At 31.6% G+C, this 25,175-nt stretch carries 24 protein-coding genes, 3 tRNA genes and 1 pseudogene; 19 read left to right on the top strand and 9 right to left on the bottom strand.

The window, feature by feature from the left end; all coding sequences use genetic code 11:
* The first annotated feature begins 46 nt into the window (after positions 1–46).
* The 6 genes from MOV50_RS03325 to MOV50_RS03300 all read left to right on the top strand — a co-directional run bounded on the left by MOV50_RS03325 (position 47) and on the right by MOV50_RS03300 (position 1,149).
* Positions 47–274 carry a hypothetical protein gene (locus MOV50_RS03325; protein ID WP_321778995.1) on the top strand — a complete coding sequence of 76 codons (228 nt, stop codon included), beginning with the start codon at positions 47–49 and terminating at the stop codon, positions 272–274.
* 5 nt (positions 275–279) lie between these two features.
* Entirely contained in the window at positions 280–495 is a 216-nt protein-coding gene (locus MOV50_RS03320) for a hypothetical protein (RefSeq protein ID WP_321778994.1), read from the top strand.
* A gap of 38 nt (positions 496–533) precedes the next feature.
* Positions 534–610 (top strand) — tRNA-Arg (locus MOV50_RS03315).
* A gap of 18 nt (positions 611–628) precedes the next feature.
* Positions 629–705, top strand: a tRNA-Met gene (locus MOV50_RS03310).
* Positions 706–872: 167 nt separating this feature from the next.
* Positions 873–1,013 carry a hypothetical protein gene (locus MOV50_RS03305; RefSeq protein WP_321778993.1) on the top strand — a complete coding sequence of 47 codons (141 nt, stop codon included), beginning with the start codon at positions 873–875 and terminating at the stop codon, positions 1,011–1,013.
* A 60-nt stretch (positions 1,014–1,073) separates the two neighbouring features.
* Positions 1,074–1,149: transfer RNA gene (locus MOV50_RS03300), tRNA-Arg, on the top strand.
* Positions 1,150–1,176: 27 nt separating this feature from the next.
* Here MOV50_RS03300 and MOV50_RS03295 read toward each other — a convergent pair.
* The gene (locus MOV50_RS03295; protein ID WP_321778992.1) at positions 1,177–2,448 is read right to left on the bottom strand and encodes a DEAD/DEAH box helicase; all 1,272 of its coding nucleotides are present in this window, start codon (positions 2,446–2,448) and stop codon (positions 1,177–1,179) included.
* A 76-nt stretch (positions 2,449–2,524) separates the two neighbouring features.
* Between MOV50_RS03295 and MOV50_RS03290 the strand changes: the two genes are divergently transcribed.
* Entirely contained in the window at positions 2,525–4,306 is a 1,782-nt protein-coding gene (locus MOV50_RS03290) for a hypothetical protein (RefSeq protein WP_321778991.1), read from the top strand.
* Here the strand turns inward: MOV50_RS03290 and trpA are convergent.
* Together trpA and MOV50_RS03280 are read right to left on the bottom strand one after the other, a co-directional pair.
* Positions 4,301–5,047: pseudogene (gene trpA / locus MOV50_RS03285) on the bottom strand (tryptophan synthase subunit alpha); the annotation flags it as partial. The gene MOV50_RS03290 and the pseudogene trpA overlap by 6 nt on opposite strands.
* A gap of 10 nt (positions 5,048–5,057) precedes the next feature.
* Positions 5,058–5,474 carry an Hpt domain-containing protein gene (locus tag MOV50_RS03280; protein WP_321778990.1) on the bottom strand — a complete coding sequence of 139 codons (417 nt, stop codon included), beginning with the start codon at positions 5,472–5,474 and terminating at the stop codon, positions 5,058–5,060.
* 40 nt (positions 5,475–5,514) lie between these two features.
* Between MOV50_RS03280 and panB the strand changes: the two genes are divergently transcribed.
* The 3 genes from panB (at position 5,515) to MOV50_RS03265 (ending at position 8,485) form a co-directional block, all read left to right on the top strand.
* Entirely contained in the window at positions 5,515–6,306 is a 792-nt protein-coding gene (gene panB, locus MOV50_RS03275) for a 3-methyl-2-oxobutanoate hydroxymethyltransferase (RefSeq protein ID WP_321778989.1), read from the top strand.
* Positions 6,307–6,319: 13 nt separating this feature from the next.
* Complete coding sequence (gene ruvB / locus MOV50_RS03270; protein ID WP_321778988.1) at positions 6,320–7,333, top strand: Holliday junction branch migration DNA helicase RuvB; 1,014 nt, start codon at positions 6,320–6,322, stop codon at positions 7,331–7,333.
* 96 nt (positions 7,334–7,429) lie between these two features.
* A complete protein-coding gene (locus tag MOV50_RS03265) occupies positions 7,430–8,485 on the top strand; it encodes an AI-2E family transporter (RefSeq protein ID WP_321778987.1) in 1,056 nt (351 codons plus the stop codon).
* 4 nt (positions 8,486–8,489) lie between these two features.
* Here MOV50_RS03265 and MOV50_RS03260 read toward each other — a convergent pair whose 3' ends face one another.
* From MOV50_RS03260 to MOV50_RS03250, 3 genes are read right to left on the bottom strand one after another with little or no spacing between them, the layout of a single operon-like run.
* Entirely contained in the window at positions 8,490–9,374 is an 885-nt protein-coding gene (locus tag MOV50_RS03260) for a lipid A biosynthesis lauroyl acyltransferase (RefSeq protein ID WP_321778986.1), read from the bottom strand.
* Positions 9,364–10,365 carry a lipopolysaccharide heptosyltransferase I gene (gene waaC, locus MOV50_RS03255; protein ID WP_321778985.1) on the bottom strand — a complete coding sequence of 334 codons (1,002 nt, stop codon included), beginning with the start codon at positions 10,363–10,365 and terminating at the stop codon, positions 9,364–9,366. Before waaC ends, MOV50_RS03260 begins: the two co-directional genes overlap by 11 nt.
* 5 nt (positions 10,366–10,370) lie before the next feature.
* Positions 10,371–12,209, bottom strand: a complete 1,839-nt coding sequence (locus MOV50_RS03250) for a PilZ domain-containing protein (RefSeq protein ID WP_321778984.1) — start codon at positions 12,207–12,209, stop codon at positions 10,371–10,373.
* A gap of 61 nt (positions 12,210–12,270) precedes the next feature.
* Here MOV50_RS03250 and MOV50_RS03245 point away from each other — a divergent pair, with 61 nt between their 5' ends.
* From MOV50_RS03245 to pssA, 9 genes are all read left to right on the top strand, one after another.
* On the top strand, positions 12,271–13,656 hold the full coding sequence (locus tag MOV50_RS03245) for a FlgO family outer membrane protein (RefSeq protein WP_321778983.1): 1,386 nt from the start codon (positions 12,271–12,273) through the stop codon (positions 13,654–13,656).
* Positions 13,657–13,887: 231 nt separating this feature from the next.
* On the top strand, positions 13,888–14,367 hold the full coding sequence (locus MOV50_RS03240) for a hypothetical protein (RefSeq protein WP_321778982.1): 480 nt from the start codon (positions 13,888–13,890) through the stop codon (positions 14,365–14,367).
* Positions 14,368–14,371: 4 nt separating this feature from the next.
* Positions 14,372–15,289 (top strand): PDC sensor domain-containing protein, encoded by a 918-nt coding sequence (locus MOV50_RS03235; protein WP_321778981.1) that lies wholly within the window; start codon positions 14,372–14,374, stop codon positions 15,287–15,289.
* Complete coding sequence (gene hisH / locus MOV50_RS03230) at positions 15,273–15,884, top strand: imidazole glycerol phosphate synthase subunit HisH (protein ID WP_321778980.1); 612 nt, start codon at positions 15,273–15,275, stop codon at positions 15,882–15,884. The genes MOV50_RS03235 and hisH overlap by 17 nt, the downstream gene beginning before the upstream one ends.
* A gap of 4 nt (positions 15,885–15,888) precedes the next feature.
* Positions 15,889–16,599: a 1-(5-phosphoribosyl)-5-[(5-phosphoribosylamino)methylideneamino]imidazole-4-carboxamide isomerase gene (gene hisA / locus MOV50_RS03225; RefSeq protein ID WP_321778979.1), complete on the top strand. Its 711-nt coding sequence runs from the start codon at positions 15,889–15,891 to the stop codon at positions 16,597–16,599.
* A gap of 71 nt (positions 16,600–16,670) precedes the next feature.
* Positions 16,671–17,042, top strand: a complete 372-nt coding sequence (locus tag MOV50_RS03220) for a chemotaxis response regulator CheY (RefSeq protein WP_321778978.1) — start codon at positions 16,671–16,673, stop codon at positions 17,040–17,042.
* 2 nt (positions 17,043–17,044) lie between these two features.
* A complete protein-coding gene (locus MOV50_RS03215) occupies positions 17,045–17,872 on the top strand; it encodes a 50S ribosomal protein L11 methyltransferase (protein WP_321778977.1) in 828 nt (275 codons plus the stop codon).
* A gap of 15 nt (positions 17,873–17,887) precedes the next feature.
* Positions 17,888–19,861: an ATP-dependent zinc metalloprotease FtsH gene (gene ftsH / locus MOV50_RS03210; RefSeq protein ID WP_321778976.1), complete on the top strand. Its 1,974-nt coding sequence runs from the start codon at positions 17,888–17,890 to the stop codon at positions 19,859–19,861.
* Complete coding sequence (gene pssA, locus MOV50_RS03205) at positions 19,842–20,561, top strand: CDP-diacylglycerol--serine O-phosphatidyltransferase (RefSeq protein ID WP_321778975.1); 720 nt, start codon at positions 19,842–19,844, stop codon at positions 20,559–20,561. The genes ftsH and pssA overlap by 20 nt, the downstream gene beginning before the upstream one ends.
* Positions 20,562–20,564: 3 nt before the next feature.
* Here pssA and MOV50_RS03200 read toward each other — a convergent pair whose 3' ends face one another.
* The 3 genes from MOV50_RS03200 to MOV50_RS03190 form a co-directional block, all read right to left on the bottom strand.
* Positions 20,565–22,901: a hypothetical protein gene (locus tag MOV50_RS03200; protein ID WP_321778974.1), complete on the bottom strand. Its 2,337-nt coding sequence runs from the start codon at positions 22,899–22,901 to the stop codon at positions 20,565–20,567.
* A 71-nt stretch (positions 22,902–22,972) separates the two neighbouring features.
* Entirely contained in the window at positions 22,973–24,223 is a 1,251-nt protein-coding gene (gene serS, locus MOV50_RS03195; RefSeq protein WP_321778973.1) for a serine--tRNA ligase, read from the bottom strand.
* Positions 24,224–24,234: 11 nt separating this feature from the next.
* A complete protein-coding gene (locus MOV50_RS03190; RefSeq protein ID WP_321778972.1) occupies positions 24,235–25,146 on the bottom strand; it encodes a methylenetetrahydrofolate reductase in 912 nt (303 codons plus the stop codon).
* Between the last annotated feature and the right edge of the window lie 29 nt (positions 25,147–25,175).

Here is a 25,175-nt window from a genome sequence, read left to right as displayed (position 1 = left end):
AGTTTTTGTGCTAAAATTGTATTTATATAAATAGCTAGGAAATTTTATGCAAAATCAAACAAATTTAGAAAAACTAAACCAAAAAGTAACAGATATTTTACAAAATTACAACTCTTTAAAAGAAGAAAATAAAAGTATAAGAATGGAACTTTTAACTTTAAAAGCTGAGAGTGAAATCAAAGATACTGAGATAGAAAAACTAAGAGATGAAACAGTAATGAAAGACTTAGAAATCGAAGAAATAGTTGAAAAAATCGAAAGTATGTTAGGCTAAAACTTATGAGTAAAAAGATAAGTTTACATGTGAATGGTCGCCGTTTTGATGTTGATGTAGAAGATGAGTTTGCACCATTTTTACAAGCAGAAATGGCAAAAGATTTTAATGTAGAAGGAAATAACGACCTAAAAAAAGTTCTTCATGCTTATGTGAAAAAAACACATGAATTATACCTGCAAGAAAAAGAAATACAAAAGATTTATACTACTATAAGCTAAAAGTGATATAATTTCAGCCTCTTAAAAAGAGATGGTGTGCGCTCGTAGCTCAGCTGGATAGAGCATCGGTTTGCGGTACCGAAGGTCACAGGTTCGACTCCTGTCGGGCGCACCATAAAATAACTACAAATGTCGCGGAATAGAGCAGTTCGGTAGCTCGTCGGGCTCATAACCCGAAGGTCGCAAGTTCAAATCTTGCTTCCGCAACCAAAACTAAATCCTTTATTTATAGGTTTTATAACAACAATTTTTTAAACATTTTTAACTACACTTATATCTTCGTATCAATAAGCTATATTAAACACTTTTAGAACCACTCAATTTGTTATCTCCCTATTGTTAAAAGATTTAAACAAAATAAAAACAAAGGAAAATAAATGCCAAGAAAAAATATTAATCAGACAGAAAAAGTAAAAGTACTTTTAAGATTATTAGACAATCAAGAAAATATTGAAATTGCTTGTAGTAAAGCAGGACTAAATGTAGAAATAGCAAAAAAGATCTTATCTTTAAACTAAGAATAGGTTAAATTAATGACACTCACGGCATTAATTTATTGTTGTATAATTACAAAATTACTCCTTATCGCTTAACTGGATAAAGCAGTCCCCTCCTAAGGGATAGCTCATGGTTCGAGTCCATGTAGGGAGACCAATATATAAAAAACATGATTTAAAAGTATTATCTACTTCTAGAGCGACTTGAATTTCGTGAAGAGTTAGAGTTTCTTCCACCGTTTCTATTCCCGCCACGAGGTTTATTTCTAGCTCCACGATTACCACCCATATTTATAGGTTCAGCTTTTATTGATGGGTCTGGTTTAAAGCCTTTTTCCCAAATTTTTGGAATATCTTTATTTATAAGTTTTTCAATATTTACTAAATATTCATTTTCATCTACACAAACAAGTGAGATTGCTTCACCTTCATTACCTGCACGACCAGTACGCCCTATACGGTGTACATAGTCTTCACTTACATTTGGAAGTTCATAGTTTACAACATGAGGAAGTTGGTCTATATCTATGCCTCGTGCTGCGATATCTGTTGCCACAAGAACTCTGATTTTTCCCGCTTTAAAGTCTGCTAGAGCTTTTGTTCTTGCATTTTGGCTTTTATTTCCATGAATTGCAACTGAGCTAATCTCATCTTTTTCAAGTTGCCCACTTAATCGATTTGCACCATGTTTAGTTCTTGTAAAAACTAAAACTTGTTTCCAGTTTTCTTTGTTTATAAGATGAGTTAAAAGTTCACGCTTGCGTTCTTTATCTACAGGATATACAGCTTGTTTTACTATCTCACTTGAAGTGTTTCTTCTTGCTACTTCTATAAGTGCTGGGGAGCGTAAAAATTTTTGAGAAAGTTTTTTTATCTCATCTGAGTATGTTGCTGAGAAAAGAAGAGTTTGGCGTTCTTTTGGTAAAACTGCTATAACTTTTTTGATGTCATTTACAAAACCCATATCTAGCATCCTATCTGCTTCATCAAGGATGAGAAAATCTACTTTTGATAGGTTAATTGTTTGTTGAGACATATGGTCAAGTAGGCGTCCTGGTGTTGCTACAACTATTTCTACTCCGCGACGAAGAGCAACGATTTGAGGGTTTATTTTAACTCCACCAAATATTACTGTTGATTTAAATGGAAGATGTTTTCCGTAAACTCTTACACTTTCTTCTACTTGGGATGCTAACTCTCGTGTAGGAGTTAAAATAAGTACTTTAACATGATGAGCTTTTTTACCTTTAGAGGGTTTAGCACGAGATAGTAACTCTAACATAGGAAGAGTAAAACCTGCCGTTTTACCTGTCCCTGTTTGTGCTCCTGCTAAAATATCTTGTTTTTTTAAAATGATTGGTATTGCTTGAGTTTGAATAGGTGTTGGTTTATCGTAACCTTGTTCTTTGATAGCTTTGAGTAATGGAGCTGAGAGTCCAAGTGAAGTAAATGACATAAAAATCCTAATATAAATATATTTCGGATATTAGCATAATCCTCTTAATTTTTAGCCAATTATGCTAAACTTTGTTATGTTTAAAAGTCTTTTAATATTTTTATTTTTATATCTTTGGACAATTATCAGTGAATCTGCCTCGTGTTTAGTTTTTATATTTTTCATTTTAGGTTTTAGTACGCTTTTAACTATGGCACTCTTAGAGATGCACATAATAAAAAAGTATGTTATAGCAGATACTATTTTTCATCAAAATACTTCTTTGTTTAGCTTAGTAAAGAGTGTTTGGTTTACTCTTGTTGTATCTATTTTTATCGCTTTTTTCTCCTCTGTTGTACTTTTAGTAGTTAGCATCTATCTTGACTCATTTTTGTTTGTGATTTTAGGTCTTGATGTTTTAGTTGTTTGGTTTATTTTTAACACTACTAAAAAAAGTTTATCTTTAAGAGTTAAAGATGATTTCTTAGATAGTATAGCTAGAAGGTGGACTGCATGGATAAATGCTGTTTTTCTTCTTTTTATCTTTGTTATTTATCAGTTTTTTACGACACCATCTTATGAAACAAAAGAATTTAGCTGTCAAATACTTAACTTTTTAGCACAATCTTTACACTATAAAGAACTTCTTGAGTTTAGACTTATGAGCATATCTGCTAGTGAGCTAGAAAACAGTTCTAGCATCTTTGTTTGGTTTGTTTACTTGTTCTTTTCTCAAGGTTTGTTTGTTTGGAGTTATTCAAAGTTATTACTTAGTTTTTCCATACCAGCATCTATCATCATAAAAGAAAAAGAGCAAAATAAAAACTATTTTCTTATAGGTTTTATTGCAACTATTTTACTTCTTTTTCTCATAAGTATGAGCATAAATCATCTTTATCAAAGACATTATATAAACAAAGTTAAAGAGATATATATAGAGGTAGATGCAAAAATAAATAAGCATCTAGACGCAAATGAGCAAAAATTAATAGATAATATAGATGAAGTAATAGACATAGAAGTAGATAAAGCTTTTGAAGAAGTATATAAATCTATACCAAAATTATCTGCTTATTATTATTCAGTAAAGGGTGAATATAGTAGAATAATTTTAAAAGGTTATAGTTTATACTGTGGATATAAAAATAGTTATTTAGCACCTTTTTATAATCAATATTTACCAAATGGCTTAAAACTAAAAAGATGTAATGCAAATATGCTAAATGATGAAATTCAAGCTAAAATAAATTTCTTTCTTTTTGAGCAAAATGATTTTTATTTAAAATCTAAAGAAGCATCTATACTTATAGATGAAAAGATAAATAACTCTATGAATATTTTTAAAAATACACTTAATGAAGATTTAAACACTATAAAGCTTAAGCATAAAGTAGAACTAAACTCACTTGAACTTAGCTTAAATAATGTTTTTGAAGCCTCTTCAAGAGATTTGGCAAAAAAAGGTTTCAGTGCGACAGGAACTCTACTTATAAGCGGTGCAATCACAAAAAGTATAATGTCTAAGATGCTTATAAAGTTTGGAGCAAAAGGAGTAGCAAAAGCCACAACATTTTTAGGAGGTAGTGTTAGCGGACTTAGCATCTGCGCACCAACTGGTCCTTGGGCTTTAGTGTGTGGAGTTATTACTGGAACTGCTACTTGGGTAGGAGTAGATGCAGCAATGACAGAAGTTGATCAAGCATTTAATGAAGATGATTTTCAACTTAGTGTAAAAAAGATGATAGATGCTCAAAAAAATACACTAAAAAACTTGATGAAAGATTCTTATGCTCAGTGGTTAGATGAGATTTTAACCAATCTTAAAAAAGAATCAAAGATGTTAAAATCTCCATATGAGCAACTAAAAAATAAACTATGAGTTGATTTTATCTTTTATGATTTTTGAGAGTTCACAACATTGAGTGATTTTTTGCGAGTAACTTAAAGAGTCTTTTAAAAGTATATCTATAAAAGCACTTCCAACTATTACACCATCGGCTCCTTTTACTTTCTCTTTTGCTGTTTTTTCATTTACACCAAAGCCTACATAAACAGGAGTAGTGGAATATTTTTTTATAGAGCTTAAAAATGGTTGCAAATCTTCTGCTTTTCCTGAGCCTGTTATTCCAGTATATGCAACCATATAGATAAACTTTTGAGCATCACTAACTACTTCTTTTATCCTCTGCTCACTATCAGTTGGAGCAACAAAACTTATGTTACTTATGTTGTTGTTTTTAAACAAATCAGAGTAAGTTAATGCTTCTTCATGTGGTAAGTCTGGAATGATAAAGCCGTTTACTCCAAGTTTAGATGCTAAAGGAATGAGTTTATCCATATCTTGTTGATAAAAACTGTTAAAATATCCCATCCAAAGAGTATCAAGTTTAGGTGCTACTACTTTTGAGATTTCAAGTAAATGTTTAAACTTGAAGCCTAGTTCTAGTGCTTTATGGTTCGCTTTTTCTATAAGAGGTCCATCTGCAACAGGGTCAGAAAAAGGAACACCAAGTTCAAGTGTATCTACTCCATTTTCACCAAGTTCAAGGCTTAAGTCTATGCTAAATGATTTTTCTGGGTAAGCAGAAGTTATATATGCTACAAGTTTTTTCAAGTTTTTTCTTTTTAAGTTATTTTGTTAGTTCTGGTATTTTTAATAAAGAATATTTTATATGGCTCAAATCGTTATCAAGTTTTAAATCATCTTGCCATTGAGCAAACATATCGCTTATTTCAAGTAGCCAAGTGATTATGTCATCATTTGCTAAAGCATCTGTTGTTCTAAGTTCTTCTAAGGCATCTTCCACAAAGGCTGCTAGTTTTGCCATAGGTATCATTTTTAGATAGCCTGAAGCTGATTTTATATTATGAAAAACACGAAAAAGCTCTTCAATACTTCTTGAATATTCAGTTGGCTTATTGAGGTCTAATATCATCACTTCCATACTTTCAATCATCATAGAATAATGATCGAAAAATTCGTCAACAATTTCAAAATCAAAGTTAGCATCTAAGATAGTTCTTATACCCATTAAATAATTCTCCAATATTGTTAAAATTATAGCAATTTTTAGTTAAAATACTTGTATGAATAAAAAAATGACTATAAATTCTATACAAAAAAGTAAAGGTAACAGACCTTTAGTGATGATAACAGCCTATGATGCTCTTTTTGCAAAGCTTTTTGAGTCGAGTGCTGACATGATTTTAGTAGGTGATAGCTTAAATATGAGTTTTGCTGGAAGAAAAGATACTCTTAGTGCAACAATGGAGCAGATGATTTACCATACTAAAGCAGTTTGTACTGGTGCTAAAAATAGTTTTGTGATATGTGATATGCCTTTTGGAACTTACACAAACAAAGAAGATGCACTAAAAAACTCTACGCGTGTTTTTCAAGAAACAGATGCTGACTGTGTAAAGATAGAAGGTGGACAAGATAGAGCTACCACAATAAAACATTTAGTAGATAATGGCATCGCTGTTTGTGGACATATCGGACTTTTACCTCAATCTGTAAGAAGTGAGGGTGGTTACAAAGTTAAAGGCAAAACTGAAGAAGAAAAAATCAACTTACTCAAAGATGCCAAAGCGGTAGAAGATGCAGGAGCCTTTTGTATGGTCATAGAAGGTGCAAAAGCAGATGTGGCAAAAGCAGTTGCAAGTAGTGTTAGTATTCCTGTAATTGGCATCGGTGCTGGTGTTGATGTAGATGGACAAGTTTTAGTTTTCTCAGACATGCTTGGACTATTTGAAGAATTCACTCCAAAATTTGTAAAAAAATACTTAGATGGAGCATCTCTTGTTAGAGAAGCTGTTAAAACTTACTCAGATGAAGTTGTAAATAAATCATTTCCTAAAGTAGAGCATACATACTAATGAGAAATAGCTGATGGATAGATTAGTAGAGATAGAAACCTTTTGTACAGAAGAAGAGAGCGTAGAATTTACTTTGCGTCCAGATGCTTGGAGTGAGTATATAGGTCAAGAGCAGATTAAAAAAAATCTTGGTGTTTTTATAGAGGCAAGTAAACTTAGAGATGAAGCCCTAGACCATGTTTTGTTTTATGGACCACCGGGGCTTGGAAAAACTACACTAGCTCTAATAATTGCAAATGAGATGAACGCAAATATAAAAGTAACAGCCGCTCCCATGATAGAAAAAAGTGGAGATTTAGCTGCAATACTCACAAACTTAGAAGAAGGTGATATACTTTTCATAGACGAGATTCATCGTCTTTCACCTGCTGTTGAAGAGATTTTATACTCATCAATGGAAGATTTTCGTATAGATATTATTATAGGAAGTGGACCAGCTGCTCAGACTGTTAAAATTGATTTACCTCGTTTTACACTCATTGGGGCAACAACAAGAGCAGGAATGTTATCAAATCCACTTAGAGATAGATTTGGTATGAGTTTTAGAATGCAGTTTTATAGTGCTGAGGAGTTAGCAAAAATCATATCTCAAGCTTCAAGTAAATTAGAAAAAGAGATAATCCATAAAGCGTCTGTTGAGATAGCAAAAAGAAGTAGAGGAACTCCTCGTATTGCTCTTAGACTTTTGCGTCGTGTTAGAGATTTTGCTGAGGTGGCTAATGAGTCAGATATTAATCATTCTCGAACAACATACGCTCTTGATGAACTTGGCATTAACTCTCATGGTTTTGATGAGATGGATATAAGACTTTTAAATCTTTTGATATCAGCACAAGGAAGAGCGATGGGATTAAGTACTATTGCAGCGGCTCTTAGTGAAGATGAAGGAACAGTTGAAGATGTGCTTGAACCATACCTCATAGCAAATGGCTACCTAGAGCGAACAGCAAAGGGGCGAAAAGCTACAAGAAGCACTTATGAAATTTTAGATAAACCATTTCCAACTTTGCAAGGAAGTTTAATTTGAAAATTTTAATTTTAAAATTATCTCTTGCCGATAGGCATAGCTTTAGTGATAGGAATTTTTCAAGGAATTTACTTCCTTGGAAAAGGAGATAAAATAATGAAACCACAATTTTTTGTAACAATTTTATTTGCTACATCATTGTACTGGATGTATTTACTTTATGCTCCTTTTGTTCTTGCTATTACAATTGCAGCTCTTTTGGCAATTTCAACTGCCAATATTCAAACATATTTTGAAAGTATTTTCAAAAATAAACTTTTTTCAGCTATGGCTTCAAGTTTGTTATTAGCAGTTTTGTTTTTCGCTCCATTAGGTTATTTCTTGGCAACGCTTACTTTGCAACTAAATTCACTTGAAACACAAACATATTTACAAATGGAAACCTATGTAAGAGCGTTTATAGAAACTCCTCCAGAGTATTTACTGTTTTTAAAACCCTATGCGCTAGATGCTATAAAAGAGATGGATATTAATAACTTCACAACAAATGTTCTTTCAATCACTGGTAAGATAGGTTCTTTTAGTGCAGGTTTTTTAAAGAACGCTTTTTTAATCATAATCTTTTACTTTTTCGCTCAATACAATGGTGAAAACATAGTTAAGTTTTTAAAACGAGTTGTTCATATGTCCATAGAAGAAACAACTCTGCTTTCTAAAGAGTTAGCATCTGTAATGAGTGTTGTTTTTTACTCAATCATTGCAACAGCGATGTTTGAAGGAGTTCTTTTTGGAGTAGCGATTTCATTTCTAGGTTATAACGGTCTTTTATTTGGAATCATGTATGGGTTTGCATCTCTTGTTCCCGTTATTGGCGGGATTATGATGTGGTTACCATTTATGATTTATGAGTTTGCAGTTGGTAACAATGGCAATGCAATTTTTATAGCCTCTTATTCTATAGTTGTTATTTCTATAATCGCAGACACTTTTATAAAACCACTAATCATTAAAGGGATAAATCAAAGGCTTTTAAAAGAAGATGATGCAAAGATAAATGAACTTGTGATTTTCTTTGCTATTATCGCGGGACTTGCAACATTTGGGTTTTGGGGTATGATTTTAGGACCTGCTATTACAGCATTTTTCTTAACTATCTTAAAACTTTTTGAGGCGAGAACTCAAGAGTGTGAAAATAATAGTTTCGATATATGAAAGATTATTTTTCATAAATCTCAGGGTGGTCATTTTTCCATCTACGATGTAACCAAAACCAAAATTTTGGTTCATTAGTTATGAGTTTTGTTAGCCAATCAGCTTGAAGTTGTGTAGCCTTTTGTATATCTGCTTGAATATCATCAGTTTTTTCTACTGGTATCTCATCAAAAAGCATAAGTGTATAGTTCTCTTCATCATCAGTTCTTATGGTTACAGGAATTATGGCTGCATTAAATTTTCGTCCTAGATAAGCTGGAGTAGAAGTTTGACGGATGCTTTTACCCATAAACTCTACCATTAAGCCTTCTTTTGGGTTTATGTTTGTATCTATTAAAAGACCACAAGCTACACCTTTTTTTAGGTTTCTAACAAGAGGTTTTACAACATTTGTTTTCTCCATTGAGATGTTTCCAAAAGAATCTCTTGCATCTAAAAGCCACTCTTGATATTCTTGATTTTTCATTCTTTTATAAACTGCTATTAGAGGTTCTATAAAAGCTCCGATGCTAGCTCCTCCGAGCTCCCATGAACTGTAATGAGTTGTTACATATATAACTGCTCGTCCTTCTTTGTGAACTTTATTAACTGCTTGGATATTTTGTATAGTGATTTTCTTTTTTAAATCTTCTTTACTCATGTGTCGAAGTTCCATAGCATGAAGAAAGTTATATATTAAATTTTTAAAAGCATACTTAGTTATCTCATCTTTTTCTTTTTCACTTTTTTGATTATTAAAAGCAAAGTCAAGATTTTGATGTGCAACTTTTCTATATCTTGCAGATGCTTTATATGCAAGAATTCCGAGAAAAGTAAAAAAACCTTTTCTCCATGTTTTAGGAAGTAGCATCAAAAATTTCTCTAGTAGTAAAAAAAGTTTAAATCTCATAGTTTAATAGCTCCTTAGCTTTTGAAACAATTTCTTTAACTTCTATATCTTGTATAGAAAAATCATTTTTATTTATTTTTAAAATATCTACTTTTGAGCTTGATTTTATCCCAATATTTTTAGGTGTTTCATAAATCATTCTACTTGTTGTAGGACCAAAAAGAGTTATAGATGCAATATTTTGAGCCCATGCCATGTGTGTAGGTCCCGTATCGTTTCCTATGACTAAATTAACACTTGAAATCAAAGATAAAAGTTCTATTAATGGAAGCTTTGGAGCAATAGATGCATAAGAAGAATGTTTACAAATAAATTCTGCATCTTTTTTTTCATCTTCATCTCCCCAAACTATAATAGAATTTTCTTTTAGCTCATTACATAGTTGGATAATTTTTTCTTTAGGGTATTTTTTAGATAGCCAAGAAGCACCGATGATAAAAGCTATATTTATTTTACTAGCATCTATGAAATCTATTTTTTTTATTTCAAAAATAGGTTTTTTATTTAAAATCATCTCATCACTTAGTTCAAAGCCTAAAGCATCTGAGCTTAAAAAACAGTTTCTTTTAACGATGCTTTCCTCGTATGCAATTTTAGAAGTTGTTTTGTAAAACAGAGAACTAAGACCTTCTCTTGAGGACTCTTTATCAAAACCATGAGTATTTTTACTAATGAACCTTGAAACTATGGCAGATTTTAAAAGTCCTTGCATATCTATAACAATATCAAACTCTCCTAAAGAGCGAAGATAAGAGATGTTTTTTTTCAAAAGTAAGAAGTTCTTTTCTTTTTTGATTTTTTTTAGATTAATTATGTGAACATTGTGGATTAGATGATGGCTTTTAAGCAAAGGAGAAAAAACTTCTTCTGTTATCCAATCTATTTGCGCATTTGGAAATTTTTTATGTATAAATTGTAAAACAACAGCACTATTTATTATATCCCCAAGTGCAGATAAGCGAACAATAGCTATTTTTTTATATTCTTTCATTCTTATTATTGTAGCATAGCCGTTTGTTTTTTTAACTCAACTATTATCTCTTTTTGTCTTGCATAGACATATTCCATTAAAACAGCTTCACTTGATTGGTCTTCGTATAGGTTTAGTACAACTTTACAAAACTCATCATCACAAAGGGTAAAAACTACTTTAGCATTTAGTGAAAGTTGCATATAACCAAACTCAGTATCTTTTATAGGAAGAGTAAAGTTTAAAACAATTTTACTAAGTTTTAAAGTATTTATATTTTTTGAAAACCTTGTTTTAATAGCTATAGAGTTAAGAGATATATCTAAAATCTCTCCGTTTAAGGTACCTTTATCGTGAGTTATAGATATAGGTACTCTAAGTGCACAAGTAACACGAGAGTACTTTCTAGAGTTCGCACTTCCTTGAACAAATCTAAAGTTTTTGAGTTGAGCTATACTTTTTTTAGGGTCAACATATTTTACATCAGCAATTATATCTTTTGGAAAATTTGATGATTGTAAGACAGTTTCTTTTTCTAGATGCATGACTGTACCTTGAAGATGTTCATATCTTACATATATCTCTTGATCTATTTTTTTTACGATTAATGAAGAAGTGTTTATGCATAAACCTTTATAAATATTCATCAGTTTTATAGCGGTTTTATTTGTAAAAGATGCTTGTAAAAGTATATCTATAATTTTTTCTTCATCTAAAGTGTCATCAATATTTATAATTCTATAAAGGCTTTGTGATTCTATATCTTTTGGAGATAGTTCTTCTTTTGAAATATTTGAAATGATTTGTAAAATTTGATTTAACTCTAAATTATGTATATCAAAAGCATAAAGCCCTATAAGCGGTTTTATCTTTTGTTTGTCTGAGTACTCATTTATATGTGACTGTATTTTAGAAGCTTTTTGTTTTAATGCTTCAAAATCTAAATCTTGGAAAAGGGTTACATAAAGTCCACTATCATATTGAGCTAAGATAGTGTGAGATTCTATTTCTAACTCTACTTGAAGAAGAATATCGCGTATGGACATCTCTATCTCATACTCACTCCAATCATTTCTAAGGTTTGCAATGTTTTCTATATGAATACTTATAACACCAAGCATTCCAGCAGAGATGCTAACTTCTAAAACTTTTTCTTTTAAAGTTTCTATGAAGTAAATGCGATTTTTTATAAAGTCAATACCACGAACATCATAATGATTGTCTTCAGGCATATTTTCTATATAGATAAATTTTTCTTGATTTAAATCTGAAGTGCTACTTTTGATATTGTACAATTCTTGACTTACGCCAAATTTAAAAACATTTTGGATAGAAGAGTCTTCTTTTAGCAGAGCGTCTAAGTTAAACTGCGAACAAATTTTTGACTTTACATCTTCTAGGTCTATGCAGTTAAAGTCTTTATATATTTTTGAAGAAGCAAATTTTAGTTTGTTGTTTTCAAAAATCATAAAATGGTGGTCATGCATAATAGTTTGGGCAATTTGATGTTCTTGTTGTATGGTTTGGTGTTCTTTTATCTCTTTTTGGATGTCAACTAGTATCTTAGAAGCGATATTTTTTTTTGTAAATATATTTTTTACTTCCAACAAAGAAGCAAGTTGGAAAAGCATTAAACTATGAGAATCATTTATAAAAAAGTAAATCAAACTTTTCTTTTTGTTTTTAAGAAGTTCTTTGATTTTTAACAAAAGAGTTTTTTTTATTTTATCTATTTCAACAAAATATATAAAATCATCATCAATACCCGTACATCTATTTATATCAATACTCTTATACCCTTTAAAAGCTTTTACTACCTCTTTTAACTGTGATGATGAAATAGTGTTATTGTATAAGTGAATCATTATATAAATTATAGCATAATAAGGCAAAGATATTTAAGGTTGATTTATGAGGTTTTTTAAAGTGAAAAATATATGGATGCTTACACTTTGTTTGGCATCTATGCTAAGTGCAGATATAAGTGGGGTAGGTTATGCTCAAACAAATAAAGAAGCAAAAAAAGAGGCTCTTGGGGATTTGAGTCAGGTTATAAAAAGTGAGGTTCGTTCCAACTTTGAATCAAAGTCTTTCGTAAAAGGAGATAAAGGAAACTCAAGTTCTTCATCAAACATAAAAATAAGCTCAAACTTACCAATATTAGGTGCTGATTTTACTTTTATAGATAGAGCTATGGAAGTTGAAGCAAGAGTAGAGTTATCCCCACATAAAGTAAAAGCACTCTATACTAAAAAACTACAAAATATAAAAAAAGAGTTAGATAGTATAAGCTCAGAAATAGGTAACACTTCATCTTCATCTTCTACTTTGAAACTACAACTTTACAGCGATGCTTATTCACTTTTAAAAGAGTATGACAGATATGAAAGTGTAGCGATGATTTTAGGCTCAAAACTACCAAATCGTCCAACTTTAACCAAGGCAAAAGTAAAACTAGAACTAGCAAAACTTGACTCAAATATAGACTCACTAGATATGGCAAGTAGAGTTTTAGCAAAAAGTTTTAAAAACAAAAATATTTTTGTTTATCCGCCACTTATGCAATCAAACACAACAGTTGCTCAATTTGGTGCTGTTTTTGTAAAAAAGCTAAAAGCTAAAGTAAAGAGTGTAAAAAGTCCTAAAAATGCTTCTTATCTGTTAGTAGGAGAGTATGTAGTTACAAAAAAAATGATGGTTTTAAACTATGAACTCTTAAGTATAAAAACAAATGAGATAGTTGCTTCAAAAACAATAAACATAAATAAAAAAGCTTACAAAAACATACAAGTAAAACCAAAAAATATAGACTTTGACGCTTTACTTAACTCAGGAGTGATAAGTTCTAGTTCTTTAAAGGTTTCTCTAAACTCAAACAGAGGAAGTGAAAACTTACTTTTTAACAAGGGTGAAGATATAGAGCTTTTTGTAAAACTAAACAAGATGGGTTATATCTATATAGTCGGTTATACACAAACAAAAGAAGGAAGTTTTTCTTATCTTTTAGAGTTAAGTGAAGGTAATGGAAACAGTAGATTTGTTAAGTTTATAAATGCAGATGATGCATCTAGATGGATAAGTTTAGGAGAGTTCACAGTTGAACCACCTTTTGGAGTAGAGAGCATCCAAGTCATAGCATCTAACCGTAAAATAAATTCTCTTCCATCTGTAAGTTATGATGAAAAAAGTGGCTATTATATCATTTCAAAAGACATAAAAAAAGCTCTTGTAAAAACAAGAGGTATCAAAAAGAAAAAGAGCAAAAAAACAGAACTTAGCGAAGATGTTATGAGTTTTACAACTATTAGATAAAAATTGAAATAACACTATATTTACATTTTAATTCTTTATACTTTAGGTATCAAAAGTAAAGGATATAAGATGTTTGAAAGCATGACAATAGTGCCAATATATATAATGTTAATAGGTGGTGGATTTTTCTTTTTTTTAGCATCTATAATAGGATTATTAGCAGATCCATTTTTAAGTAAAACTAAGTAGATTATATTTTTTGGTATAATCAGGTTGATAAAAGGAGATTTTATGGAATTGAGCACTTTAGGAATATTATTAATACTTGCAAGTTTTGTTGTTGGTTATTTTTTAAGTTATATAAAATCCAGATTTGAAATAAGAGTACATAAACGAGAATTAAAAGAGTATAAAGAACATTTAAATAGACAGATGAAAATAACAGATTTAGGTAATAAAAATTTAGAAAAAGATTTAGAAAAATATAAAAAAGAAAATGAGAATTTAAGAATTTCAGTAAAAACATTAGGACAAAAACCTGGTCGTGCAGAACTTAGACTTTTAAATATTTATGATGGGGCATTAAGAAAAATGATGTTAAAAGCTCCTGGATTTTCATCAGCGTGGGAAGTAGCCCTTCAAGAAGCAGAACGCGAATATGAAGAAAATGAAAAAGGTTTTAAATCAATCATCAAAAAAGTATTTGGACCAAGTATTACTCACCGTCCACAAATAACAGATATTCCAAGTTCTAAAGAAGGATTTAACTAGATAAATGGTTGCTTCAGATATTCAAAATTTTGCAGAAGGTAGAACGAAGGTAAGAGCTTACTTTTGTTATCTCTTTTCTAAAAACATTCCAAATAGACTTCCCTCCCTCTCAGTAGAGATGATAATGCCTCGTATGCTAAAGATAAAAGCAGATTTAGAAAACTGTGAAGGTGTATATCTGCTTGACCATAGAGGTGTTCAGATAACACCAACATATACTGCAAATGCACAAATAGATGACGATACAGGGAAAATCAGAGCAGATAGAGCCTACTATTATAGAGCAGTTAGAGAGGGCAGATGTAGTATTACAGACCCTTACCCATCTCTAATTACACAAGAGTTGACAGTTACAGCATCTCAACCAATCTACTCTGAAAGTGGAGTGTTGAAATATGTGGCATGTTTAGATATGCCTCTTGATGAAGTTTTAAAAATTGCGCATTTAAATAAATCAGATGCCTTCTTTTCTAAGTTTTTTAAATTTTCTTATGCTATGTATTCTTTTGCTCTTATTGCTGTTGCAATCTTTTTATTTGCACATGGTGTTAAGAGCTTTTTTGTGGAAGAAGTAGCAGGTACTAATCTGATAATAGATGATATGTTTATGGCAACTATTCTCCTTACTTTATCTTTGGCCATTTTTGATTTAGCTAAGACTCTTATTGAAGAAGAGATTTTGGGTAGGCATAAAGAACAAAATATTTCAGGTCCACATAAAACCATGGTTAAATTTTTAGGTTCTATAATTATAGCTTTGTCTATTGAAGCTTTGATGTTGGTGTTTAAGTTTGCTATAACAGACCCAGAAAAACTTATATATGCAACATATATTATTGGTGGAGTGGCTGTCTTGATATTAAGTCTAGCAGTATATATAAAATTTACAAAAGTGAGAAATAGTAGTGATAGCGATAGTTGATTATAACATGGGGAACTTAGCAAGTGTACAAAATGCATTTGCTTTGTTGGGAGAAAAAACGGTTGTTGAGAGTGATCCAAGTAAGTTTAAAAATTATGATAAGTTAATTTTACCAGGAGTTGGTGCTTTTGGCGATGCTATGGAGCATCTAAGAGATAGAGATATGATAGATGCTATAAAAGAGTATGCAAAAAGTGGGAAGTATATGCTTGGAATCTGTCTTGGTATGCAACTTCTTTTTGAATCAAGTGAAGAGTTTGGAGAACATGAAGGTCTAGGACTCATCAAAGGTAATGTAAAAGCTTTTGATACTTCTAAGTTTGAAGAAAAACTAAAAGTACCTCATATGGGTTGGAACAGAATGTTTACAACTTCTCATCCTCTTTTTGAAAACTTAGATGAAGAACATTATCTTTATTTTGTGCATACTTATCATGTTAATTGTACAAACGAAGAAGATATTATCGGTAGAACAAATTATGGTTATGAGTTTACATCGGCAGTAGCTCACGGAAATATTTTTGGCATCCAGCCTCACCCGGAAAAAAGCCATGACAATGGTCTTGCGATATTAAAAAACTTTATAGGATTATAAAAAAATGACACTTTACCCAGCAATAGATTTAAAAGATGGAAAAGCAGTTCGCCTTACAAAAGGCTTGATGGACAGTGCAAAGATTTACTCAGATGAGCCTTGGTCTTTAGTGAAAAAGTTTGAAGAGATGGGTGCAGAGTGGGTGCATTTAGTTGATTTAAATGGAGCTTTTGCAGGTGAGCCAAAAAACTTAGAACAGATAATAAAAATCAGACAAAACTCTAATGTTAAACTAGAACTTGGCGGTGGCATCCGTGATGAAGAAACTATCAAAAAGATGCTAGAAATTGGGATAGATAGAATCATCTTAGGTTCTATTGCAGTGACAAATCCTCAGTTTGTTAAAGATATGGCTAGTAAATATCCAATAGCAGTAGGTATAGATGCCATAGATGGTTTTGTTGCAGTAGAAGGTTGGGCAGATGTTAGCACTATGAAGGCAACTGATTTGGCTAAAGAGTATGCATCTGCTGGTGTTGAAGCTATTATCTGTACAGATGTTAGCAAAGATGGGACTTTAGCAGGAGTTAATGTTGATTTCACATTAGATATTGCGCGAGCAAGTGGTGTAAGCACTATTGCAAGTGGTGGTGTAAAAGACGAAAGTGACATAGAAGCTTTGATAGCAACAAATGAAGTTGATGGTGTAATAATTGGAAAAGCTTACTATGAAGGTAAATTAGATTTGCCAAAGATGTTTAAACTTCTAAATTAATTGAAAAACAATAAAAATTTTGCTATTATTAGAGTATAAATTTTACAAATATATTTTTAAAAGGATTTCAATTGAAATTACTTGTGGTTGATGATAGTTCTACAATGCGCCGTATTATAAAAAATACTTTGGCTCGTTTAGGTTATAAAGACATACTTGAAGGTGCTGATGGCGTTGAAGGTTGGGCTCAAATGGATTCTAATCCTGATATTGATATGTTAATTACTGATTGGAATATGCCAGAAATGAATGGATTAGAACTTGTGAAAAAAGTTCGTGCTGATGATAGATTTGTAGATACACCGATTATTATGGTAACTACAGAAGGTGGTAAATCAGAAGTGATTACTGCACTTAAAGCAGGTGTAAATAACTATATAGTTAAACCTTTTACTCCTCAGGTATTAAAAGAAAAGCTTGGTGCTGTAATGGGTGTTTCTTAGTAATGCAAGAGTACTACTACGAGTTAGTAGTTAATGTTTCCTCTCACAAGGAGTTATTTGCAGATTTTTTAGCCGATACGATTCCTGTTGGTTTTGAAGAAACTAAAATGGGTTTCATCGTAAGAAGTGAAGATGAACTTGAAACTATAGCTTGGGGATTAGAGCAATTTTGTGAAGCTCTTACAAAAGCTTTAGGACAAAATATAGATTTAGAAACTAGTCATAAAAAACTTAAAAACAGCGACTGGGTTGAACTTTATCAAAAGAGTATAACACCACTTTGTATAGATAAATTTTATATTCATACAACTTGGAATAAACCCAATTCACAACTTATAAATATACAAATAGATCCAGCTTTAGCTTTTGGAACAGGTCATCATCCAACAACTGCTTCAGCACTAAGAGCTATTTCTAAGTATGTAAAAGAAGGTAGTTGTATCCTTGATGTGGGTTGTGGAAGCGGGATACTTGGTATCGCAGCTATGAAGTTAAATGCAGTAGTAGATGCTTGTGATACTGACCCAGTATCAGTGCAAAATAGTATAGATAATGCAAAACTTAATGATCTTGAATTTGCAAAAATTTGGGAAGGTTCATGTTCTTTAAGTTCTAAAAAGTATGATGTAGTTGTTGCAAATATTGTAGCAGATGTACTTACTTTTATAGCAAAAGATTTAAAAAATGCTTTAAATGAAGATGGTATTTTAATCATATCTGGTATTTTAGATAAATATGAAAAGAAAGTTTTAACTTTTTACAAAGATTGTGAAGTAGTCCAAAAGATACAAGAAGATGAATGGTTAACCTTCATTTTAAAAAGAAAATAAAAAAAGAGATAAAAAATGTCAAAACAAAATTCAAATAAAAACGATAACAATAATAATTTTTTCAATAAAAACCCTCTAATAACTTTTGCAATTTTTTCAGTTGTAATAATTTTATTGTTTAAAGGTCTTGTTGGTGATGGTTCAGCCTTTGATGCAGGAAATGGCACAACAAGTAGAAAAACAAAACAAGTAAGTTACTCAGAGTTTAAAGGTCTTATAGAGTCTAAAAGTTTAGCAAAAGTAGAGATAGGACAGACTTATATAAAAGCGAAATCAACAGATGGCATGATTTACGCAACTAGACTTATTCCAGGAGATGGCAATCTTGTATCATTATTGGATAAACAAGGCATCGATTATTCTGGTTTCAGTGAAACAAATTGGTTTACAGAGATGTTTGGTTGGTTATTCCCATTTTTACTCATTATTGGTGTATGGATGTTTTTTGCAGGACGAATGCAAAAGAGTATGGGTGGTGGCATTCTTGGCATGGGTAACTCAAAAAAGATGATAAACTCAGAAAAACCAGATACAAAATTTGATGATGTTGCTGGTGTTGAAGAAGCAAAAGAAGAAGTTCAAGAAATTGTTGATTTTTTAAAATATCCCGCTCGTTATGTTGAAATAGGTGCAAAAATTCCAAAGGGTGTGTTACTTGTAGGCTCCCCTGGTACAGGTAAAACACTTTTAGCTAAAGCAGTTGCTGGTGAAGCTGATGTTCCATTTTTCTCGGTAAACGGTTCTAGTTTTATAGAGATGTTTGTTGGTGTTGGAGCAGCAAGAGTTCGTGATTTATTTGAACAGGCTAAAAAAGATGCTCCAAGTATTATTTTCATAGATGAGATAGATGCTATTGGTAAAAGTCGTGCTGCTGGTGGTATGATGGGTGGAAATGATGAGAGAGAACAAACTCTAAATCAACTCTTAGCAGAGATGGATGGTTTTGGTACTGATACTCCTGTAATTATTTTAGCTGCTACAAACAGACCTGAGGTTTTAGATGCTGCACTTTTAAGACCAGGGCGTTTTGATAGACAAGTTTTAGTTGATAAGCCAGACTTTGCAGGTCGTGTTAAAATCTTAAAAGTACACATGAAAAGTGTAAAAATGGATGATGATGTAGAGATAGATGAAATAGCAAGACTTACAGCAGGACTTGCAGGTGCAGATTTGGCAAATATCATTAATGAGGCAGCATTACTTGCTGGTAGAAAAAGTCAAAAGACTGTTACACAGAGTGATTTATTTGAATCAGTTGAGAGAGCGATAGCAGGTCTTGCTAAAAAATCTCGTCGTATAAATCCAAAAGAGAAAAAAATAGTTGCTTATCACGAAAGTGGACATGCTCTTTTAGCAGAAACTACATATGGAGCAAAGAAAGTTTCTAAAGTTTCTATAGTACCTCGTGGTCTTGCTGCTTTAGGATATACACTAAATAAACCAGAAGAAGATAGGTTTATGATGCAACGCTTTGAAATGTGGGCAGAAGTGGATGTTTTACTTGGTGGTAGAGCTGCTGAAGAAGTATTTATAAAAGAGATTTCTACGGGTGCAGGAAATGATTTAGAACGAGCAACAGATATTATAAAATCAATGGTTCAGACCTATGGTATGAGTGATGTTGCGGGGTTAATGGTTTTAGAGAAAAGCAGACAATCTTTCATTGGTGGTCAACAAGCTACTCGTGAATACAGTGATAAGATGGCTGAACAAATGGATACATTCATTAAAACATCGTTAGAAGAGCATTATAAGGGTGTTGTAAATAGGCTCAAAGAGTATGGAGGTGCAATTGAAGGTATGGTTGCACTTTTATATAAAAAAGAGAATATTACAGGTGATGAAGTTAGAGAGATAATCATTAACTTTGAAAAAGAGAATAATATGAAATCTAAGGTTTCTGAGTCTGTTGATGAGATTAAAGAAGAGTTAAGAGAAGATGCAAAGATGGTAAAAAAAGATGAAAAAGATGAAGAGCAAACAAGCTAATTTAATATATATACTGCCAAATCTTTTTACGGCAGCTTCAATTTTTTCTGGTGTATTTAGTATCATTAGTGCAGTAAATGGTGAGTTTGACAAAGCTGCTTGGCTAATCATGTTATCTTTAATTCTTGATGGCATAGATGGAAGAGTTGCAAGACTTACAAATACTTGCTCAAAGTTTGGTGTTGAGTTTGATTCGTTAGCTGATATGGTAGCTTTTGGTGTAGCTCCTTCACTTTTAATGTACTTATTTATAGGTCATGAGTTTGGGCGCTTTGGTGTGGTGGCATCTGCCCTCTTTGTAATCTTTGGGGCTATTAGATTAGCTAGATTTAATGTTATGACAGTAAGTAGTGAACCTAGTGTTTTTATAGGTGTACCTATTCCTATAGCAGCTGTTTTTGTTTCTCTTCTTGTGTTACTTTTTGATAAATATGGACTTCATGATAATTACGGAATAGTTATAATGTTTTTATCTATGTTAGTATCAGTATTAATGGTTAGTAATATTCGCTACCCTAGCTTTAAGACAGTAGATTTATCTCCAAAACATGCAATGAAATCTTTTGTTTTTATCTTGTCTGCTTTGCTTTTTGTTTTTATGTACCCTATTGAGGGTTTTGCGTTATTGGCAGTTATATATATACTTTATGGAGTTGTTAGAACCATTGTACTTATGCCAAAAACATTTATAAAAAAGTAAAAGCTATTTTTGCTCTTTTTCAAAAAGTAGCTTTTCTAAGTCTATCTTAAAATCAAAATAACTAGAGTTAAAACCAGAATCTCCAACTCTTGCAAATTGAATTGCAGCACCTTCATTATTTTTAACTTCTAAGTAAAGTAAACCAAGAGCATAACGACTCTCTACAAATGTGTTATCTTTCATTTTGGCCAACTCTAATAAGGCAATAGCGTTTGCATGATGAGAAGCAGCAGTAGATGCAACTGCTCCGAGAAAAATAGTATAAGCATCTCTAACTTTTAAATCATCTATTAAGTGGTTAAATAGAGTATATGATTCTTCATAGGCTTTATCATAAAGCGATGCTAGAGCTAAAGCATTAGCTATCTCATGAGTTTGAGTATCTGTACTCTCAAGAACATCTCTAAGTTGTTTTCTTAAGAAATATAATCTACCTATTATTAGATTTTGTTGAATGTAAAGGTATCTTGTAATGTATGGACCATAATACAAATCATCAAAAGTCAACTTTTGTAATTTTAAATAATTTAATACTTTTTTCGCATACACCTTAGGTTTGAAATCTTTAAAGTGTGCATCTATGTACATAATATGCGAAAGTATCTCATTTGGCAGTAAGAGAGTTAGTTTATGAGAAGCTTTTTTAGCAATCTTATCATTTCCTAATTCTAAAGCTATGATAGTATCAAGAGCTAAGTATAAAGGTTTTTGCTTAAAGTCATTATCAAGCCAATCAGCGCTTGATAAAATGTTGTTATCGCTAATATTTAAAAGTGTTTTATAAAGATATGTTTTTTCACTTTCTTCTTCTAATGAAATAGAGTCTTTTACAATTACTGTTAGGTTTGTTGCATCCTTATGGATAAGTTGACTAGTCATAATAGCAAAAATACCAGCTAAATAATTTTTAGAGTCTAAATGAAAAGACAATATAAAATGCTTATTTGCTGCGTTAATGTCTCCCATTTGAGCATAAGTTAAAGCTAGGTTATACTGAAGAACTGAATGCTTAGGTTGGATGTTTGCTAGTCTTTTTAGCTCGGTATTTGCCTTTCTTAGTTTAAAAATAAGAGCATTTTGTATAGCTTTAACTATACCTTTGTTAACATTTGAAGATGAAGCACTTCTTCTTAAATATTGTTTAGCTGATGATGTATTGTTTATATAAATATTTGCATTTCCTTTTTGTATATAACTTATAGTCTTATCAGCATTAAAAATTTTATATGGAGCATAATAAAATATTTTTTGATAATTAAACAATTGTGAATTATTGATTTGTTTTCTATATCTAAGTTGTGCTTTTAGTGGGTCAAAAAGAGAATCTTTAAGTTTTACTTTTATAGGATAAGGCTTATAGACTTGCTCTGGAAACATATCTGTTACATTCTTTAGTTGTTTACTAGCTGTTGTAACTTGACCAGCTTTTAGATTTATAAATGCTTGAGCAATAGCTGCTTTAACAGGCTGTACATTTTTAATGATGGACTCTTTTAAATGTTTTTGAGCAAGTGTAATATCTCCAATCCTTGCATACAAAAGAGCAATATTAAAAGAATCATCAGTGTCAAAATCTTTCTCCATAGCTTCAATAGCTTTATAGTTATTTGAAAAAAGAGCATTTATTTTAGCTTTTAGATGTTTTTGGAATCTTGGGTATTCATCACTCGTTGGGTTTTTTAAGGCACTTAATGCCGCGTGATAATTCTGGTTATAGTAGCTTATAAGAGTGTAGTAGTAAGAGTATAAAGGAGAATCTTGTTCTTTGTATAAATATGAATGTGCCAAGTCTATATAGTATCTAAATTTTTTTTCATCTCCTAGATGCAAAGAACAAACAGCAGCATTTATGGCACTTACACATCTTTTTTCATCATTTAATATGGCTTTTTTAAAGGTTGTTAAAGCTAAAGCATAATCAGCATCTTTGAGTTGAGCTACACCCAAGTTATAAACAGAAATAGCTTCACTATATTGAGCAATTTTTTCATATAAAAAAAGTGCTTCATTTTTTGAACCAGTTGAGTAAAGATAGTTCGCTTTTGCTATCATATTTTCTAGTTTACTTGGTTCGACATGTACCTGTGTTTTTTCACTTAATTTATCTTCTATGAAGTTCATAGAAGTATTTTGCATCTGTACATCAGGTGATTTAAAAATAAAAAATAGTGCAATAACGATGATAAGTATAAGAACTATACCGCCAATAGCAAAAAGTAGTATTTTTTTCTTTTTTGAAGAACCTTCTGCTTGGCTTTGCTCTTCTTGGGGAGTTGTCTCAGGACCAGCAGCATCACTCTCTTCGATGATAATTATTTCTTCTGCTTCTTCTTCAGCCATCATATACCTTAGTTAGTGTTGTCTTTTGTAAGCAATAAAGGTGCCATTATTTTAGGTATTTAAAATTGAATTTACATCTCTAAATAAGGTTTCAGCACTTCAGGGATATCTATACTTCCATCTTCATTTTGATAATTTTCCATAATAGCTACAAGTGTACGACCAACAGCTAAAGAACTACCATTTAAGGTATTTACAAATCTGTTTTTCTTTCCATCTTTGTAGCGGATTTTTGCTCGTCTTGCTTGAAAATCTCTTGTGTTTGAGATAGAGCTTATTTCACGATACTGGTCTTGACCTGGTAACCAAACTTCAATATCTACTGTTTTAGCAGCTGAAAAACCTAAATCACCAGTACAGAGTTGAACAAGTCTGTGAGGTAATTCTAACGCTGTTAATATATCAGAAGCACAGTCAATCATCTCGTTAAATACAATATCGCTTCTCTCTTCTTTAGTGATACAAATTAACTCAACTTTGTGAAATTGATGTTGTCTTATCATACCTCGTGTATCTCTTCCTGCTGCCCCTGCTTCTTTTCTGTAACATGAGGTGTAGCCTGTCATTTTTATAGGAAGTACATCATAAGGTAGGATTTCACCTTGAAAAAGGTTTGTTAGAGGGACTTCAGCGGTTGGTATCATAAACATCTCTTGCCCTTCTATTTTGTATAAGTCATTTTCAAATTTTGGAAGTTGTCCTGTTCCTTCAAGTGCAGTTCTGTTTACCATATGAGGTACACTGACTTCTCTAAAACCTCTGCTACCATTAAAGTTAAGCATATAATTTATAAGAGCTCTTTCAAGTTTTGCACCCATGTCATAAGACACACTAAAACGACTACCTGAAAGTTTAGCTCCTCTCTCAAAATCTATCCACTCGTTTTGTTCTGCTAATTCCCAATGTTCTTTTGGAGTAAAACTAAACTTTTTTGGAGTTAAAATTTTTCTTATTTCAATATTGTCATCTTCATTTTTTCCATCTGGAACTTCATCATCTGGAATATTTGGAACTGCCATAGCGATATTTTCTAGTTCTTCTTGTTTAATTCTTTGAATATCTAGTGCTTGTGTTATCACAATCTTGTTAGCATCGACTCTTTGTTTTAACTCACTTATATCTTTACCTTCTCTTTTGTAAGCACCAAATTCTTTGCTCATAGAATTTTGTAAGGCTTGAAGTGTTTCAAAGTTTACTTTTGCTTTTTTTAGTTCTTCACTTTTGAGTTTTAAACTCTCAATAAGTTCTATTTCTACACCTTTTCTTTGTAGTTTTTTACTTACACTTTCAAAATCTTTTTGTAGTAGTTTTAAGTCAATCATAATTTTCCTGTTTATTTTAATATATCGTGAGCCAATTTAAATTGGTTTGCTGTCATTAAGTGAATTTTTGGATGATACTCTTTAAGCGAATCAAAAAGATTTTTACTAAGTTCAAATCCAACTTTGTACTCTTCTTCTTCGCCCTTCTTATTTGCAACTCGTAGGGCTTCTATCCAAGAGTTTGGAACATTAATTCCCGGTACATGAGCAGATAAAAACTGAGCGGTTCTTAGTTTTGTGATGGGGAAGATGCCAAAAATCAACTCTGAGTGTTTGTTGTATTTTTGAGATTCTTTATTTGCACTTGCATGTATGTCTAAGAGTTTTTTTGCATTTTCTAAACTATATAAAGGTTGAGATATTATGCCTTTTGCTCCATGTCGTATCTTTTTTTGCATCTTTTTTTGAAGTGTTTTAGGATTTTTGGCATAAGAATTTACAACAGCAAAAGGGTAAATATATTTTGGTTTATGAACAAAAGGCTTTCCAGCATAACTAAGTCCGCTATTAAAAGAGGCTATTATATCTAGCAAAAGTGTGCTATCTGCTTCAAAAACACCCTTGGCATGAGGTTGGTCTGAGATTGTAGCAGGGTCACCAGTCAGTGCTAAAATTGCTCGTATATCTACTTCATTTGAACCAAGTAAATCAGACTGCAAGGCTATTTTATTTCTATCTCTCATGCTCATTGTTGCGATTACAGGCTTATTAAACTTGTCTTGTAACATTTTAGCAGCAAAAAGAGAGTTGTACTTTAGTTTTGCTAAAGGATTGTCTGTTGTTGTAAAAGCATCTACATAATTTTGCAGTCCTAAAGCTTCGATTTTCTCAATTATTGGAGCAAAAGTAGGTGAGTGAGCTGGTGTAGTTTCAAGGGTAATATATGTGCTGTTTTGCAATTTATTCATAAGTATATCAAACAAAAAAAATCCTAAATCTATATAATTGGCTA

Origin of the sequence: Sulfurimonas sp. (genome assembly GCF_029027585.1) — a bacterium.
Lineage (GTDB): Bacteria > Campylobacterota > Campylobacteria > Campylobacterales > Sulfurimonadaceae > Sulfurimonas.
This window is presented reverse-complemented; position numbering and strand designations above follow the sequence as displayed.